The sequence below is a fragment of the Dolichospermum circinale AWQC310F genome (genome assembly GCF_000426925.1).
Taxonomy (GTDB): Bacteria; Cyanobacteriota; Cyanobacteriia; order Cyanobacteriales; family Nostocaceae; genus Dolichospermum; species Dolichospermum circinale.
Window position 1 is genome coordinate 49,769 of the sequence record NZ_KE384685.1, and the last position, 17,102, is coordinate 66,870.

Consider the following 17,102-nt stretch of genomic DNA (forward strand, 5'->3'; position numbering starts at 1 on the left):
CCTTAATTTTGCTTACAAATTAATTCTTTTTTCTGCTATTAACTGTCTTAATTTAGCTAATTCTGCTTCTGCTAAATCAGCCCTTTGGGATTCTTGTTCTGCCCTTTGGGCTTCTTGTTCTGCCCTTTGGGATTCTTGTTCTGCTATTTGAATTGCTTGGTTGGCTTTGAGTATTTCATTTTTGGCTGCTTCTTGGGGGGTAGGGATGATAGTTCCTTCTAAGGAGAAGTAACGCAATTGGCCATTGTCAATACCCAGGAAAAAGCCCAGGGCTTCACTCCATAGCCATCCTTGGGCGTTGGGCGTGATGGGGCGATATTTATTATCCTCTAGTCTAAAGCCTGCAAATTCTAAGGTTTCGGGTGAAAAGTAAAAGTATTCAGGGGTATGAAATCTTTCTGCGTATAAGTTGAGTTTGGTGGTGCGATCTACATTAGCGGTGGAGTCGGACAGTAATTCAATAATCAGGTCGGGATAACGCCCGTCTTCTTCCCACACCACCCAGGAGTTGCGTGGTTCTCTGGTGGTGTTTTTGACTAAGAAAAAATCTGGATCTCGAAACTCACGATTTTTGAGTTGCTGACGACTGAAGTAAATGGTCAGGTTTGCACCAATGAAAAAATCATCCCGCTCTTGCCATGCCCATTCTAGTCCGCTGACTAGCAGTAATAACTGCATATAGTGCAGGGAGCTTTCCATTTCTGGTTCATCACTTAAAAGTTTACTGGCATCGGGCATTTGCAACTCTAGTTCGCGGGCTGTAATTGCTGCCATGGATTTGTTCTCCTGATGCTTTGGATGATTATCTATGAGTTTAACTACCCTATCGGCGATTATAAATCGCTACTACACAAACAAAGTCTAGCTGCGTGGACTAAATAAAAATTTAGGGTCTCTATTCTTCAAGGGCGATGTCTACGCTCGACAATTTTCGTTCATTTTTTCCCCTTAATTGTTTATCTTCAAATAACTTTACAATCCCCAAGGACTAATTTAAGATTTCATAAATTTTTGTCTCTTCTCAGGGGAAGAGGCCTTCTGGTCAATTCAGAGTTCCTACTGCATTTGCATCAAAATCATCAAAAGGAATGGCTGTGGCACGATAATCTGATTGGAGACTGGCAATTAAATTTAGCACTTCTTGGCGATCTCGGATATCTAAATAGCAAATAAGCTGAATATCACTATCTATTTTTAGAGATTGTGACTAGGAAATAGTCATCACCGTTTTCAAATTACTTACTTATTTAGAGTCTCAATCAAGAACAAGAACAAGTAAAAGTAAATACTGTTATCTTTCTGCTAATAACTGTCGTAATCTTACTAACTCTGCTTCAGCTAAATCAGCACGTTGCCTTTCTTGTTCAGCACGTTGCTTTTCCTGTTCTGCCCGTTGTTTTTCTCTTTCTTCTGGCGTAGGCAACCAGTTATGATCTTTATCATACCAACGTAACCACTGTCTGGTTAATCCTTGATATTCTCCTTCCCATAATCCTAAACCTAATTCTGCTTCTTCTAACCATACCCCTAGTCCACTGATAGATAGTGGTTGATAACGGTTCATTACTAACCCAAAACAGTGGAACTCGTTGGTATAGCGGTTATAGACAAAATAATAGGGGATTCTCAGAATTTGCTCATATACTGTCCATTTATTGGGAGGTTGATTAATTTCCCGTAAGTTTTTACCTAAGTCTTCGTTTTCTGTTCCTGGTGATATTAGTTCTACTACTACAAAGGGATATGTTCCTTCACACCAGGTAACATAGCTTAATCTCAGTTCTGTTTGTTCATAAAAACGAGATACTCCTAATACTGCAAACCAATCTGGTCTTTTATACCATTGTGTATGCTTGCTGTCATAGTATAAGTTTAAGTCGCTGGCTGTAAATACATTATCTTCTGTATAAGAAGGAGGACGAAAGGTACTACGCAATAATTCTGGTTGTAAAAGGTGAAATTCGTCTGGCAACCCTGGCTCCTCTGCCTCTTCGCTAGGTAAATCATACATCGTTGGCAGTGTTTGTTGAGGAGGTAATGGTGGATCTGTTTGATACATAGTTGATTAACTCCCTATAACCGCTCTCTCAAAATCATCTGTAGTATTGCACAAGAACTCAGGATTTAATATCTGCTATATAAAACCTAGACAAAACTAGACTTTATTTTCTACTTCAATGGGAGCATGGGAGCGGTTATCCCTCGGTAGACTTTCACGCCTTAGCCTGACGCGATAAATTAATTGCCGCATTTAGATCCCTATCCACCTCAAAACCGCTTCGTAGGGAGAAGATTTAGACATAAACGTTAGCCACCAATTACTTTGCCATTTTATCAAAAAATCTAAATCACATCCGCAAATGTCCGTTCCATCTTGCGGAAATACCAAATTCCACTCACTAATAGTAAAAATACTAGAGCCATAGAGAGAATAAAACCCGGTAAATATAACTGGGAGTTACCACCCAAAATTGCCCAGCGAAAACCATCAATTACTCCTACCATAGGGTTTAATGAGTATATGAACCGCCACTGTTGTGGGACTATACTACTACTAAATCCTACGGGGGAAATATATAAACCAAATTGGACAATAAATGGCACAATAAAGCGAAAATCTCGATATTGGACATTTAATGATGCTAACCACAAACCCGCTCCCATGGAAGCAGCAAAGGCAACAGCAATAAACAATGGTAAAGTTAAAATCCGCCAAGTAGGAACAAAGTTATACCATGCCATTAAAGCCAGTAAAATCATTCCAGAAATCATAAAGTCTACAAAGCTCACTACTACCGCACTTGTAGGAACTACCAATCTAGGAAAATAGACTTTAGATAGTAAGTTAGCATTGGTAATTAAACTATTACTACACTCTGACAGAGAATTGGAAAAGAATTGCCAAGGCAACATGGCAGAAAATACTAATATTGGATAAGGCGCACCTGCTGATGGTAATTTAGCTAATTGTCCAAATACTACTGTAAAGACTACCATTGTTAAGAATGGACGAATCAGCGCCCAAGCTATACCAATAGCTGTTTGTTTATATCTAACTAATATATCTCGCCAAGCTAGGAAGTAAAATAATTCTCTATATCGCCATAAGTCTTGCCAATATTGCTTTTCTGTGCGCCCTGCTTCTATTATCAGTTCTGGCTGGGAAGTGGTTTGTTTCATGATTTTGATTTTGACAACCTTGCTTTCACCATCATTTTCACTACATCCTGCATTTTATACTTAGCTTCCCATCCTAACTGGTTTTTTGCTTTATTGGGATTACCTTTACCTATAGCTAAATCTGTAGGTCTAAACAGACTACTGTCAACAACTACATGATCATGCCAGTCTAAATTTAGAGATGTGAATGCAGTATTGACAAAATCTGCTAAGGAACTGCTTTCTCCCGTCGCAATCACATAATCATCGGGCTGTGCTTGCTGCAACAGCAAATACATGGCTTCCACATACTCTTGCGCCCAACCCCAGTCCCGCTGAATTGACATATTACCTAAATATAATTTTTCCTGACTACCCTGGGCAATACGACAAGCAGTAGCCACAATTTTTTGTGTCACAAATCTTTCTGGACGTAGCGGAGATTCATGATTAAATAAAATTCCTGAGCAAGCAAATAAACCGTAAGCTTCTCGGTAGTTAGCTACTTCCCAAAAAGCAGTGGCTTTAGCTACAGCATAAGGACTTCTGGGGCGAAATGGTGTTGTTTCTTCCGCTGCTATATTCCCAGTATCACCAAAGCATTCACTCGATCCTGCATTGTAAACTTTAATTGCCGCGCCTAAAAAGCGAATGGCCTCTAATAAATTAAGTGTTCCCGTAGCTATACTTTCTAGGGTTTCCACTGGTTGTCCAAAAGATAACCCTACGGAAGTTTGTCCTGCTAAATTATAGATTTCATCTGGTTGAATTTTTGTGAGTACCTGTAAGACGCTACGAAAGTCAGTTAAGGACATTGACTCTAGCTTTACTTGGTCTTTAATGCCTAAGTAAACTAAATTCTGGAAAGGCGAAATTTGGGCATCTCTCGATGTTCCACAGACTGTATAGCCTTGGTTAAGAAGGAATTGAGCCAGATAAGCTCCATCTTGTCCAGATACTCCACAAATCAGAGCTTTTTTCATATCAATTCATAATCGAAAAATCTTTAACACTGTTACCATTGAGTGTCCGAGATTGCCTGTAGGTAAACTCTCCTACGGATGGATTACGATGGGGATCAATCACACCTGTGGCTTGTTGCCAAATTTCCGCTGAAGCCAGGTATAACTCATACTTGGATTTAAGTTTGTGTACATGATACCATCTAGTTTCCTGACACTCTTGACACCAAAAAGCCTCTAACCACTCACCTTCTAAAGAAACTGTGGTTTTAGCTGCTACTAAAATCATCGCTTCTCGGCGGGCTACACCCCTTTCTTGTAGTTGTCCAGGTTTTTCGGCAAACAGTCCGTATTTCTGGCTAACACTATCCATATAGCAGTTATGGATTGGACAGTATATGGCTCTGCGCTGAGAACGCTTGCGATTTTTGTTACACCTTTTCTGCACTTTGGCCCCCTGATCAATAACTAAAAAATAGATCGCAAGAAGGTTGCATGGGAGAGACTGAGATCAATACGACCATCGAAGCCCAACTCCTGATTCTAGTCTGAGATATTTAATTTTTTTACAGTGGTTATATTGTAATTATCTATACATTTTTAAACAAGGTTAATTGTCACCGGAGCAATTTCTATTCTTGGAAGATTGTAGCACATGAATGTATTGTTTGGCTATAATTTCTAGCGTAAATTTTGATTGTAAATATTTGCGGGCGGACTGACCCATTTTTTCAGCCATTTGGGGATGGCTGTTTAACTGGAGAATAAATTCAGATAAAGCATTACTATCTCCATTCTCAATGGCAATTCCAAATTTACCATCTGCTATTAGCTCTGGCAAGTAGGAAGTTTGCGGACAAATAACTGCTATGGGTCTTCCGGCTGCTAAAGCTGGGTAGAGTTTGCTAGGAGCAACTAAACTTTCTAGACCCTTTTCTACACTGACTAATGATAAGTCACAAGCTGTTAGGGAATATGGTAATACGCTTTTTTCTTGATAGGGGAGAAAGAGAAAGTTTTTTAGTCCTAAACGAGCTACGTCTTGAATAAAGCTTTCCCTTTTGGGTCCACCACCTATACAAACAAACTGAATAGGCTGGTTTTGCAGTTGTTGAGCAGTTGCTAAAATGGTGTCTAGATCATGACACCTGCCCATATTACCAGAATAAAGGACTGTAAATTTGTTGACTAAATTATGTTTTTTGGCAAACCAGTTCTTCTCTTTGGCTATGGGGACAATGAGTTGAGGATCTCCCCAACTATGAATTACGGAAACTTTGTCAGCTACTTCTGGACAAATTTCTATGACTCGCTCTTTCATGGCAGGACTCAGGACGATAATACCTTGAGAATTTTGCCAAACTTTGCGGTTGATTGCTTGCCAAAATTTTGCTAACCAGTGATTTTTCGTAACTACTCCCAGGGCGATCGCAATATCTGGATACAGGTCATAAATTAAACATACGTAAGGAAATTTCCATAATAAATGACTAAAATATGCTGCCACTGGTAAGAATGGAGGTGCTGAAGTTAATAAGAATACATCTGATTTGCGGTAGTTCCTAAGAATATGCAGAAAAGCCCGCAGTGTAAATAAAACTCCTCCTACAGCTTTACCACGAATTCTTCCACTCCAAATCTGGGTAGACCGGGATCTGCGAACGAGAATATCACCTATTTGTTCTGATGCTGGTGCTTCAGATTTAGTAAACGCGTACCCTGGTTGTCCTGTTAATACTCTAATTGTGACTCCTTGTTTCTCTAGCTCTTTTATTAATTCCTCAATTAACTGTCCTGTGGCCGCATAGTCTGGTGGGAAAAACTCTGTGATTATAGATATATTCATTAAATTATTGCCCAATTCAGACAATTGAGACGCATGAACTTGATTTAATCTATTAAGGGAAGATTTTAATGGCATCTTACTGATTAAACTGATTAGGTTGTTTGTTACCATAAACATTCTACCAGATAAAACCTGATGATATAAATAACTATATTAGTTATACACACAACTATTTTGCGAGTCTAGTGATGTCAAAGTTTTTGGCATAAAACACAACTAGCAATGTTACTAATAACACTAACACCATCACGAAAACAATGCAAGTTAACTTAACAAAAGTTAATAGTTTTCGGATACTTTGAAGAGAGAATCATGTTTTTAGGTATAAAATACTGCTTTTATGAAAAAACAAAGTCCGTAATAAATATCCGTAATAAATCCGTAATAAATAAGAGATAAAAATCTGCTTTTCCCAGACCTCTGTATCGTCTGCGGTTCGTTAAAAAAATATTTACCAAGTTATGATTCCCTCCCATTTAGCTAAGGTTTTATCACTAATTCCCGGTATTTTGCCAACATCTTCTAAGGAAGTAAATTTTTGTTGTTGTCGGGCTATAATTATTTTTTGGGCTAACTTTTTACCAACTCCGGGAAGAGTTTCTAGTTCTGCTTGAGTTGCGGTATTGAGGTTAATTTTAGTAGGAGTAGAAATTGTCGAAGATGATGGTTTTTGTATTTGGGGACATTGTTTAACTTCTGCGTCTATTTTAGATTGAATATTTGCTGGTAAACCGGTCTTTATTTTACTATAGAGCCGATTAAATTCGCGCTGAAAATGATTTGCTATGGTAGGATTTTCAATGACAATTAATATTTCATCATTACCATGATTAGCAGCTTCTGACCAGTTATGTGAACCTGTAATTACAGTTTGATGATCAATAACTGCAAATTTATGATGTAATAAATCACCTTGGGGTAAAATGGGGACTCCCACGGTAGAAATCGGATTTTTCCAAGGACGGTTATCAACTTCATATTTACAGTTATCACTTAAAGAAAATCCCATCATATCTAAAGCTTCACTGTAGGGACGATAAGCAAATTGTGGTTCAATTAAAGCTCGAATTTGGACTTCTTGATCATGTAGGTTTTCCAGGGTATTAGCAAGTTGTTGATCAGAAAATACAAATAATGCTAAATCAACGGTTTTTGTACTTGTGGATAAAGTTTGATCAATTAACCCATTACTGCTAAGATTCCAGGGTTGAGTGGGAGAAATTGGGGAAAAATGAACTGTGATTTTACTATTACCTAATGTGATTGTTTTGGGTTGACGGGGAGGTTTTTGAAGTCCGAATTTACTATCTTGTTTTCCTCCTACACCGTCACCCCACATAATATTAAACTCTTGAGTGAGTAAGGTTGCTAATTCAGGACTATCAATTTTTAGCAAATTATTGTTATTTCCTAAACTACTAGGATTTGTAAAATCTCCAGAGGTATCACTGAGGGTAAAATTTGCAGAAGTAATAATCACAAAACGATGATCAACGACCACAAATTTATGGTGCATTAAATTACTACCTTTTGAACCATCAGCAGTATCATCTATTAAGGGAATTTGGGCATTTTTAACAATTAATAAAGCATCCCGTTGACTAATTTCTTCTGATGTGATTTGATGATCTTGATTGATATCAACAAATTTCTGAAAATCTTGATATCGTTCTTGTTCTCTTTTTCCTAATTTGGCTATTTCTGCGGAAGTGAAACTACTCCAAGGACGAGAATAATTACTTTCTAAAATCAACCTAATTTTTACGCCTTCTTTTTGTTTTTGTGCTAATATTTGGGCAATTTTGGGTAAACGCAATTCTTGTACAGCTATATCAACAGTAGATTTAGCTTGAGCAATAGTATCAACAATTTGCGTTTCTAAATCGTCCCCTAGGCGAGTTTTTTGACGATAGGTTTCCCGATATTCGGAAGATTCAGAATTATTAAAGTAAACTTGAATTAAAGGATCTTGTGGTAATGGTGTTAAAAGTTGATTTCCTGATTTGACTCGTTCACAAATAGTCAGAGTGAATAGCAACAAAAATATACAGGAAAAATAGCGCATTTGTGGGAAAATAGACACGGCGATTTGATCAAAGTAAATTACAGGGATTTGAATATGATTTTAGTATAATTCAATCACAATCTGAATTAATTTCTTTTTTTTGTTTGCGACTTGGCGCGAAACTTTTAACTAAAAAAGACAATGAGTAAATTATTGCTCCCACTCAATGATTAATTTTTATGCAAGTATATTTAGACTATAGTGCAACTACTCCCACTCGTCCAGAAGCGATCGCTATGATCCAGACAATCTTAACTCAACAGTGGGGTAATCCTTCTAGTTTACATGAATGGGGCAACCGTGGCGCATTGGTTTTGGAAACAGCGAGAATGCAAGTCGCGGGGTTAATTAATGCTGTTCCCGAAGGGATTATTTTTACTTCTGGGGGAACGGAAGCGAACAATTTAGCGATGATGGGGGTGGCGGGATGTTACAATGCTCCCCAGCATATAATTATTTCCAGTGTAGAACATTCGGCTATTTCTGAACCGGCGAAAATGTTAGAAAATTGGGGTTGGGAAATTACTCGTTTGGGTGTAAATTATCAAGGAATAGTCAACCCTGAAGAACTAAAGGCCGTATTGCAAAATAATACAGTGTTGGTATCTGTGATTTATGGACAAAGTGAGGTAGGAACAGTCCAACCCATTCATGAATTAAGTAAAATAACTGAAAGCCACGGTGCTTTATTTCACACTGATGCGGTGCAAGTTGCTGGACGTTTACCGATAGATGTACAGAGTTTGTCAGTAGATTTATTAAGTATATCTAGTCATAAATTATATGGTGGCTTGGGAGCAGGAGCTTTATATGTACGTCCGGGGGTGAAAATAAAACCGTTGTTGGCTGGGGGTGGACAGGAGGCTGGACTGCGTTCAGGGACGCAAGCAACCCCCGCTATTGCTGGGTTTGGGGTAGCTGCGGAGTTAGCAGCACGGGAATTAGAGACGGAAAGGGTGAGATTAATGGAATTACGCGATCGCTTATTTGCTATTTTAGCAGATATTCCCAGTTTAATACCCACAGGAGACAGAATTAACCGATTACCCCACCATCTTAGTTTTTATTTAGCAACTGCGGACGGGGAAAAAATCAGCGGAAAAACTTTGGTACGTCAGTTAAATTTAGCAGGTATTGGTATTAGTGCTGGTGCTGCTTGTCATAGCGGAAAATTAAGCCCTAGTCCGATTTTATTAGCAATGGGATATTCTGAAAAAGCGGCTTTGGGGGGAATTAGATTAACTTTAGGAAAACAAACAACAGCAGCGGATATTGACTGGACAGCAATGGTTTTGAAACAGGTTTTGCAGAGATTGAATTAAGAATAACCAGGAAAAGTCAAAACTCTATTGCTCAAGCTGTTACTCTTTAGGGCTTGCTGAATAATTTGTCTGTGAGGGGAGGGAACAGGGAACAGGGAACAGGGAACAGGGAACAGTTTTAACTGTCTGGATATCCTCAATTTTCCAAATCCGACAAAGAAAAATGCAATTCATTTTGAGACGCCATTAGCCAAACCCTGGCACTTTTTTGTGGTAAAAATCCGCGAAACCCTTTGTTAATAAATGGTTTTAGGTTTATATGGCTAACGCCACGCTACGCTATCAGCAAGACCTCTTTATACCTAGATATCCTCTGGGTGATATACATTCATAATATTCAGCAATGCAGCCAAGTCGGTTATTACCTACCCTTACCAGAACGACGCGGTGTTGAAGAACCAGAACCAGAACCAGAACCAGATTTTTTACCTCCTGCTGCTGTCCGTGACGAAGGCTGTTGAGGGGATTTTTGGGAAACAGAACGAGGACTGCGGGAAGCACCACCAGTAGGGGCTTTACGTCCGTTAGGAATGGGTTCAGCTTTAATTTCCGGGTTGACAGCAAAACCAGCGACGACTTCTTTCGGTAAACGCTGCTGAATTAGTTCCTCAATATCCGCTAATAAATGATGTTCATCAACACAGACGAGGGAAATCGCTTCACCTTCTGATCCAGCGCGTCCAGTCCGACCAATGCGATGTACATAATCTTCTGGTACATTCGGTAAATCATAGTTAATGACATAAGGTAATTCGCTAATATCAAGACCACGGGCGGCAATATCCGTTGCTACCAATACCTGTAGTGTCCCTGCTTTGAACTTACCTAGGGCGTGGGTTCGCGCTCCTTGACTCTTATTACCGTGAATAGCCAGCGCTTGAATGCGGTCTTCAGCCAACTGCTTCACTAACCTATCAGCACCATATTTAGTGCGGCTAAAGACCAATACCTGATACCATTTATTTTCTCGAATTAAATGGGAAAGTAATTGTCGTTTCCGCTCCCGGTCTACATGATAAACTTTCTGTGATACTGTGGCGGCGGTGACATTTCGCTGTGCTACTTCAATCATTGTTGGGTTATTTAGTAACCCGGCTGCGAGAGTTTTAATTTTATCCGAGAATGTGGCAAAAAATAACAAATTTTGCCGCTGTTTGGGTAAAAGCGAGAGAATGCGCCGGATATCATTAATAAAACCCATATCTAGCATTCGGTCCGCTTCATCTAATACCAACACTTCTACACAGGATAAATTCACAGTTCCTTGTTGAACATGATCTAGCAGTCGTCCGGGGGTTGATACTAAAATATCTACACGGGTTCTCAATTTCTGTTTTTGGGGACCAATACTGACTCCCCCAAACATGACCATGGAATTGAGATTTAAGTATTTACCATAGTCGCGGACGCTTTCTTGTACCTGGGCTGCGAGTTCTCGCGTAGGTGTAAGAATTAATGCCCGAATTGGTAAAAATCCGTTAGTATTGCTTTGAACCTTGTGAGTAGATAACTTATGTAGCAGCGGTAGAGTAAAGCTGGCGGTTTTACCAGTACCCGTTTGCGCTCCAGCTAAAATATCACCACCAGATAATACCACAGGGATAGCCTGTTTTTGAATTGGTGTAGGCTGACTATATCCTCGCTCAGTGACAGCACGGACGATTTCAGGGGACAAGCCGAGATGAGAAAAAGACATATAACTCCAGAAATAACATCGGCCTGTCGCCGGTCACGGCTTCAGTCTTAGGCGGACGAATGGTTTAAAATACTCAATGGGCAGCAAGCACCAAGACTAGGCGCAAATGCCATAGTACCCTATTATAGCAGAATTAAATAACTATAGTGAGAGAATTAGATATTCACCCAGCGACTTTAGTAAGACTTTGTAAATTATGGCTGAACTACCTAAAACCCTAGAAGATGCGATCGCTCAGTCCTGTGAAGCGGTAAAATCAGCTGTAGCTGATGGTATAATGCGGATTCAAGTTGAGTTATTATTTCCAGAACTCAAATTCATGACAGTTGCAGAACAGTTTCTCCCTTTATTTACTGAATATGAATCCGGTCTAAAAGTCTTCTTTGCTGACGCGGGTGCGGCTGCTTTAGCTCGTCGTGACTGGACATCAGCAGAGTCTAACTTAGGCATTAATCTTGTCCGCGAGAAAATTTTAGATATCGGTACAGGTAGGGCTGCTTCCTTAGCAGCGAAAATTCAGCCAGAAGATGAAATTTTCCTGTTTATTGCCCCAACTTCCGTAGAAGTACCACAATTAGAAAAGTTGTGTGAAATTATAGGGGAACGCCCGGTAATTATGTTAACTCCCCGGTTGGAAGATTCTAGTATCGTCGGTATTGGTTACACAGCCAGGGAAACCCGTCGTCGCTTTATTAGTACCATTGAATCTTCTTACTATATCCGTGCTGTAGATGATCAATCTGCCCTATTTCGTTGCTATCCTGGACAATGGGAAGTATGGTTAGAAACAGAGGGAGAATATCAAAAAGTTGCGGAACTCCCTAAAAAACCATCTGGTGACGAATTAGACGCAATTCTTATGGGGGGACAAAAGGAAAACACCAGCGACGGGACACCTGCTAAAAAACCCAGTGTATTTAAGAGTTTAGAGCGGTTCATTAAAGCTTTAAGCAATTAGAATCACGTAGTGATGGGAAAATTGGTGAATACCTAATTACCCATTACCAATTACAATAACCAATTCCCCCATTATTGAATTTAAAGATGAAATTAATTTGTTCCCAAAGTGATCTCAGTAGTAATCTTTCCCTTGTCAGTCGTGCAGTTCCATCTCGACCAACTCACCCGGTGCTTGCTAATATATTATTACAAGCCGATGCTCAGACTAATCAAGTCAGTTTAACAGCCTTTGATTTGAGTTTAGGTATTCGTACTAGTTTTAGTGCTGAGGTATTAGAAAGTGGGGAAATTGCTCTCCCGGCCAAACTACTTGTAGATATCACTTCTCGCTTACCAGAAGGGGAAATCACCCTTGATGATCAATCAGGAGACGGTAGTGGAGAAGGTATACTTGTAACACTAAAGCCCAGAAGTGGACGTTATCAAGTGCGGGCTATGGGTGCGGAAGAATTTCCCGAATTACCCGTAATTGAAAACGCAGAAGCGATTACCATTACTACTGCGGCACTTGTTGAAGGTTTGAAAGGTTCTTTGTTTGCTACTAGTTCGGATGAAACTAAGCAAGTTCTCACAGGTGTACATTTAACATTAAAACAGGATACATTAGAATTTGCTGCTACTGATGGACACCGTTTAGCAGTGCTAGAAACTACAAATGAGCGTTCTGTGGAAGGTAGCGAACAAGTAGAAGTCACAGTACCGGCGAAAGCATTGCGTGAATTACAAAAGATGTTAGGGCATAATTCCGCATCTGAAGAAACAGTAGATGTATATCTTGATCAAGGTCAGGTTGTATTTGCTTGGGCATTTCAACGTTTAACAAGCCGGACATTAGAAGGACAATATCCCGCTTATCGGCAATTAATTCCGCGACAATTTGAACGACAAGTAACATTAGAAAGAAAGCAATTTATCAGCACTTTAGAACGAATTGCTGTGTTAGCAGACCAGAAAAATAATATTGTCAAAGTTAGTATTGATAATGCTAATCAAGAAATTACTTTATCTTGTGAAGCGCAAGATGTAGGTAGTGGAACAGAATCAATACCGGCACAAATTTCGGGAGAAAATATAGACATTGCTTTTAATGTTAAATATCTCATGGAAGGCTTGAAAGAACTACCATCTTCAGAAATTCAAATGCACCTAAATCAAAGTTTAACTCCAGTTATTTTCACTCCCTTGGGTGGTTTAAAAATGACTTATTTAGCTATGCCTGTACAACTGAGAAATTAGATTTTATTTGTTAGAGAACGTATGTTTGTTTATGCGTTCCCTAACTTTTTTCTAATTCCCCTTGATAATATCTACTCTTGACGGGAAAAATTTTTCAGTTTATTCATCCTTGTTTATCCCATTATTCTGTACTATAAGATTGCTTTTTTCACCTTGGTACTAAAAATAATCCATGCTGGCATTGTCATTATATGATGATTATCAGTCTATTAGTTCCAAAAAATACTTAGCTTGTCCTGAAGAAACAATTATAGTTACAATAAGCTTGTTTGGTGCAAATACCTTTTTGGAGTTGATAATGACATTAATAACCATAACCTCACCTCAGCCGTTGACAGATACAGAAATCAGGAAAATTAATGCTTATTGGCGTGCTGCTAACTACATTTCTGTTGGACAAATATACCTGCTTGATAATCCCTTACTCAGAGAACCTCTGAAACAAGATCACGTCAAACCAAGACTATTGGGACATTGGGGAACTACTCCAGGACTAAATTTGATTTATGCCCATTTGAACCGAGTTATAAAAAAATACGACCTCAATGCCATTTATATCGCTGGACCAGGACATGGTGGACCGGGACTGGTCGCCAATACATACTTAGAAGGAACATATAGTGAGTATTACCCTAATATCTCTCAAGATGCTGAAGGAATGCAAAAATTATTTAAGCAATTTTCCTTTCCTGGTGGTATTCCTAGTCATGTCGCCCCTGAAACCCCCGGTTCTATCCATGAAGGGGGAGAATTAGGCTATGCTTTAGTTCACGCTTATGGGGCGGTATTTGACAACCCTGATTTAATTGTAGCTGCGGTTGTGGGTGACGGAGAAGCGGAAACTGGACCCTTAGCTACTAGTTGGCATTCTAACAAATTTATTAACCCTGTTACTGATGGTGCGGTGTTACCAATTCTGCATTTGAATGGTTACAAAATTGCCAATCCTACAGTATTAGCACGGATACCTGATGCCGAGTTAGAAAGTCTATTTATCGGCTATGGTTATAAACCTTACTTTGTTGAAGGTGCAGATCCTACGGAAGTTCATCGACAAATGGCAGCAGTATTAGATACTATTATCCATGAAATTCAGGGTATTCAACAAGAAGCGCGAGTACATGGGTTTCAAAAAAGACCACAATGGCCGATGATTATCCTCCGCACTCCTAAAGGTTGGACAGGTCCCAAGGAAGTGGACGGGAAGAAAACAGAAGGTTATTGGCGATCGCACCAAGTCCCTTTTAGTGATATAGCTGGTAAACCGGAACATCTGCAACTATTAGAAGATTGGCTCAAAAGCTACAAACCAGAAGAACTATTTGATACCAATGGTCAACTGATTCCCGAACTCGCAGAATTAGCCCCCCAAGGTCAGCGTCGCATGGGAGACAACCCCCACGCAAATGGCGGAATTTTGCTGCGTGAATTGAAAATGCCTGATTTTACTAACTATGCCGTAGAAGTACATAAACCGGGAACAATTAACGCTGAAGCAACAAAAGTTACTGGTAAGTTTGTCCGCGACATCATGAAACTGAATGACGAAAGCCGCAACTTCCGCGTTTTTGGTCCTGACGAAACGGCATCAAATCGTCTAGACCCTTTATTTGAAGTGACAAATCGCGCTTGGGATGGGGAAATTCTTCCCGAAGATGACCATTTAGCTCCCGACGGTCGAGTTATGGAAATCCTCAGCGAAACCAATTGTCAAGGGTGGTTAGAGGGATATTTGTTAACAGGTCGTCATGGTTTTTTCTCCTGCTATGAAGCCTTTATTCACATCATTGATTCGATGTTCAACCAACACGCTAAATGGTTGAAAACAACTCGTCATATTACCTGGAGAAGACCAATTGCATCTTTAAATTATCTTCTCACTTCTCATGTTTGGCGGCAAGATCACAACGGTTTTTCTCACCAAGATCCTGGTTTTATTGATCATGTAATTAATAAAAAATCGGAGATCATTCGTGTTTATCTTCCCCCAGATGCTAACACATTGCTATCAGTAACCGACCATTGTTTAAGGAGTCGTAACTATGTGAATGTGATTGTGGCTGGGAAACAACCCGCATTACAATATTTAGACATGGATTCTGCTATTAAACACACTACTAAAGGTTTAGGAATTTGGGAATGGGCTAGTAATGACCAAAACAGTGAACCAGATGTAGTTATGGCTTGTGCTGGGGATATTCCCACCTTGGAAACCTTAGCAGCAGTGGATATTTTACGTCAAAATTTCCCAGATTTAAAAGTGCGAGTTGTCAATGTTGTTGACTTAATGTCACTACAACCAAAAAGCGAACATTCTCACGGTTTAAGTAATAAAGACTTTGATACAATTTTCACAACTGACAAACCAATTATCTTTGCATTTCATGGTTATCCTTGGTTAATTCATCGTCTCACTTATCGACATACAAATCATCAGAATATTCATGTCCGTGGTTATAAAGAAGAAGGAACAACAACCACACCTTTTGATATGGTGGTCATGAATGATTTAGATAGATTCCACTTAGTTATGGATGTGATTGACCGTGTACCAAACTTAGGTTATCAAGCAGCTTATGTTAAACAAAAATTGCAAGATAAGTTGATTTCACATAAGCATTATATCCAGAAACATGGTGAAGATATGCCAGAAATCCGTGACTGGACTTGGCCATATTAATAATTGAGTCATTCTGGGTTGAATTAAGATATAAAACCCCACCCCCAAATCCCTGCTGGGTTAGGGAGGGGTCAAAAATATTTGAGACATCAATCACGACTTTTGAAGTACCCTGTAACACAAAATTAAGGTTCTTAACCCAGGAAGGTGGGTTTTGTCTGTGTAGACGCGATGTCTAATCGCTTTTGAAACTAAAACTTACTAAAACTTACAAATAGACTCTGGTTGTATAGGACATTGTTTAGAAAAAAGCGGGTTATTCTGAACTTTAAGAGTCCGTAAATTTTCCAAAGTAGATAAAGATTGAATATTTTGGATTTGATTTTTCTCCAAATAAACAGCAGTTAATTTAGTCAGATTTGACAAAGATTGAATATTACTGATTTGATTTCCTCCCAGATAAACAGCAGTCAATTTAGTTAAGTTTGACAAACTTTTAATATCACTAACTTGATTTTCTTTCAAGTCCAGGAAAGTTAAATTATTCAAGTTTGACAAGGGTTGGATATCGCTAATTTGATTTTTCCACAAGGAGATAAAAGTTAAATTATTCAAGTTTGACAAGGGTTGGATATCGCTAACTTGATTTTTCCACAAGGAGATAAAAGTTAAATTATTCAAGTTTGACAAGGGTTGGATATCACTGATTTGATTTTCCCACAAATTCAGGGTAGTTAACTTAGTCAAGCTTGATAAGGGTTTGATATCACTAATTTGATTTCCTCCTAAGTCAAGAGAAGTTAAATTAGTCAAGCTTGATAAGGGTTTGATATCACTAATTTGATTTTCCCACAAGTTCAAAGCAGTTAAATTAGTCAAGCTTGATAAAGGTTTGATATCACTAATTTGACTTTTCCAGAGGTTAAGAGTAGTCAATTTAATCAGTCTTTGATTGGCTTGAGTACAGTTTTTTGTACCAGCGATTTGTAATAATACTTCAACTGTGTATCTTGTCTCTTGCGGTAACTTGGCTTTTGGGTCACACCATTGTAAAAAATCCTTTGTTGTTTTTACATTTGTCACAGGTTTTTTCTCAGGTGCTTGTTCATTTATCATGGGTATTTCTACATTTGCTACAGGTTTTTTAGCAGGAGTTTTAGTAGTTGCTACAGGTTTTTTAGCAGGAGTTTTAGTAGTTGTTACAGGTTTTTTAGCAGGAGTTTTAGTAGTTGTTAC

The 17,102-nt window shown here is 39.0% G+C and carries 13 protein-coding genes; 4 read left to right on the forward strand and 9 right to left on the reverse strand.

The window, feature by feature from the left end:
• Nucleotides 1-12: 12 nt before the first annotated feature.
• The 7 genes from ACIR310F_RS0112260 to ACIR310F_RS0112295 form a co-directional block, all read right to left on the reverse strand.
• A complete protein-coding gene (locus ACIR310F_RS0112260) occupies nucleotides 13-774 on the reverse strand; it encodes a Uma2 family endonuclease (RefSeq protein WP_028084082.1) in 762 nt (253 codons plus the stop codon).
• Nucleotides 775-1,291: 517 nt separating this feature from the next.
• A complete protein-coding gene (locus ACIR310F_RS0112270) occupies nucleotides 1,292-2,059 on the reverse strand; it encodes a Uma2 family endonuclease (RefSeq protein WP_028084083.1) in 768 nt (255 codons plus the stop codon).
• 284 nt (nucleotides 2,060-2,343) lie between these two features.
• A complete protein-coding gene (locus ACIR310F_RS0112275; RefSeq protein WP_028084084.1) occupies nucleotides 2,344-3,180 on the reverse strand; it encodes an ABC transporter permease in 837 nt (278 codons plus the stop codon).
• Nucleotides 3,177-4,142 carry a GDP-mannose 4,6-dehydratase gene (locus tag ACIR310F_RS0112280; protein WP_028084085.1) on the reverse strand — a complete coding sequence of 322 codons (966 nt, stop codon included), beginning with the start codon at nucleotides 4,140-4,142 and terminating at the stop codon, nucleotides 3,177-3,179. Before ACIR310F_RS0112280 ends, ACIR310F_RS0112275 begins: the two co-directional genes overlap by 4 nt.
• Nucleotide 4,143: 1 nt before the next feature.
• Complete coding sequence (locus ACIR310F_RS0112285) at nucleotides 4,144-4,569, reverse strand: hypothetical protein (protein WP_028084086.1); 426 nt, start codon at nucleotides 4,567-4,569, stop codon at nucleotides 4,144-4,146.
• A gap of 162 nt (nucleotides 4,570-4,731) precedes the next feature.
• On the reverse strand, nucleotides 4,732-6,042 hold the full coding sequence (locus ACIR310F_RS22385) for a glycosyltransferase family 4 protein (RefSeq protein WP_035367934.1): 1,311 nt from the start codon (nucleotides 6,040-6,042) through the stop codon (nucleotides 4,732-4,734).
• A 376-nt stretch (nucleotides 6,043-6,418) separates the two neighbouring features.
• Nucleotides 6,419-8,050, reverse strand: a complete 1,632-nt coding sequence (locus tag ACIR310F_RS0112295; RefSeq protein WP_028084087.1) for a DUF655 domain-containing protein — start codon at nucleotides 8,048-8,050, stop codon at nucleotides 6,419-6,421.
• Between the two features lie 161 nt (nucleotides 8,051-8,211).
• On the opposite strand from ACIR310F_RS0112295, the gene ACIR310F_RS0112300 reads away from it, so the two are divergent.
• Nucleotides 8,212-9,354 (forward strand): cysteine desulfurase family protein, encoded by a 1,143-nt coding sequence (locus ACIR310F_RS0112300; protein WP_028084088.1) that lies wholly within the window; start codon nucleotides 8,212-8,214, stop codon nucleotides 9,352-9,354.
• Nucleotides 9,355-9,715: 361 nt separating this feature from the next.
• Here ACIR310F_RS0112300 and ACIR310F_RS0112305 read toward each other — a convergent pair whose 3' ends face one another.
• Complete coding sequence (locus ACIR310F_RS0112305) at nucleotides 9,716-11,050, reverse strand: DEAD/DEAH box helicase (RefSeq protein WP_028084089.1); 1,335 nt, start codon at nucleotides 11,048-11,050, stop codon at nucleotides 9,716-9,718.
• Nucleotides 11,051-11,246: 196 nt separating this feature from the next.
• Between ACIR310F_RS0112305 and ACIR310F_RS0112310 the strand changes: the two genes are divergently transcribed.
• The 3 genes from ACIR310F_RS0112310 (at nucleotide 11,247) to ACIR310F_RS0112320 (ending at nucleotide 15,926) form a co-directional block, all read left to right on the forward strand.
• Complete coding sequence (locus tag ACIR310F_RS0112310) at nucleotides 11,247-12,008, forward strand: DUF1995 family protein (RefSeq protein ID WP_028084090.1); 762 nt, start codon at nucleotides 11,247-11,249, stop codon at nucleotides 12,006-12,008.
• A gap of 86 nt (nucleotides 12,009-12,094) precedes the next feature.
• Nucleotides 12,095-13,246 (forward strand): DNA polymerase III subunit beta, encoded by a 1,152-nt coding sequence (dnaN, locus tag ACIR310F_RS0112315; RefSeq protein WP_028084091.1) that lies wholly within the window; start codon nucleotides 12,095-12,097, stop codon nucleotides 13,244-13,246.
• Nucleotides 13,247-13,544: 298 nt separating this feature from the next.
• Nucleotides 13,545-15,926, forward strand: coding sequence for a phosphoketolase family protein (locus ACIR310F_RS0112320; RefSeq protein WP_028084092.1), 2,382 nt, complete (start codon nucleotides 13,545-13,547; stop codon nucleotides 15,924-15,926).
• 201 nt (nucleotides 15,927-16,127) lie between these two features.
• Here ACIR310F_RS0112320 and ACIR310F_RS22390 read toward each other — a convergent pair.
• A partial coding sequence (locus ACIR310F_RS22390; protein WP_051289613.1) for a leucine-rich repeat domain-containing protein occupies nucleotides 16,128-17,102 on the reverse strand: 975 nt, incomplete at its 5' end.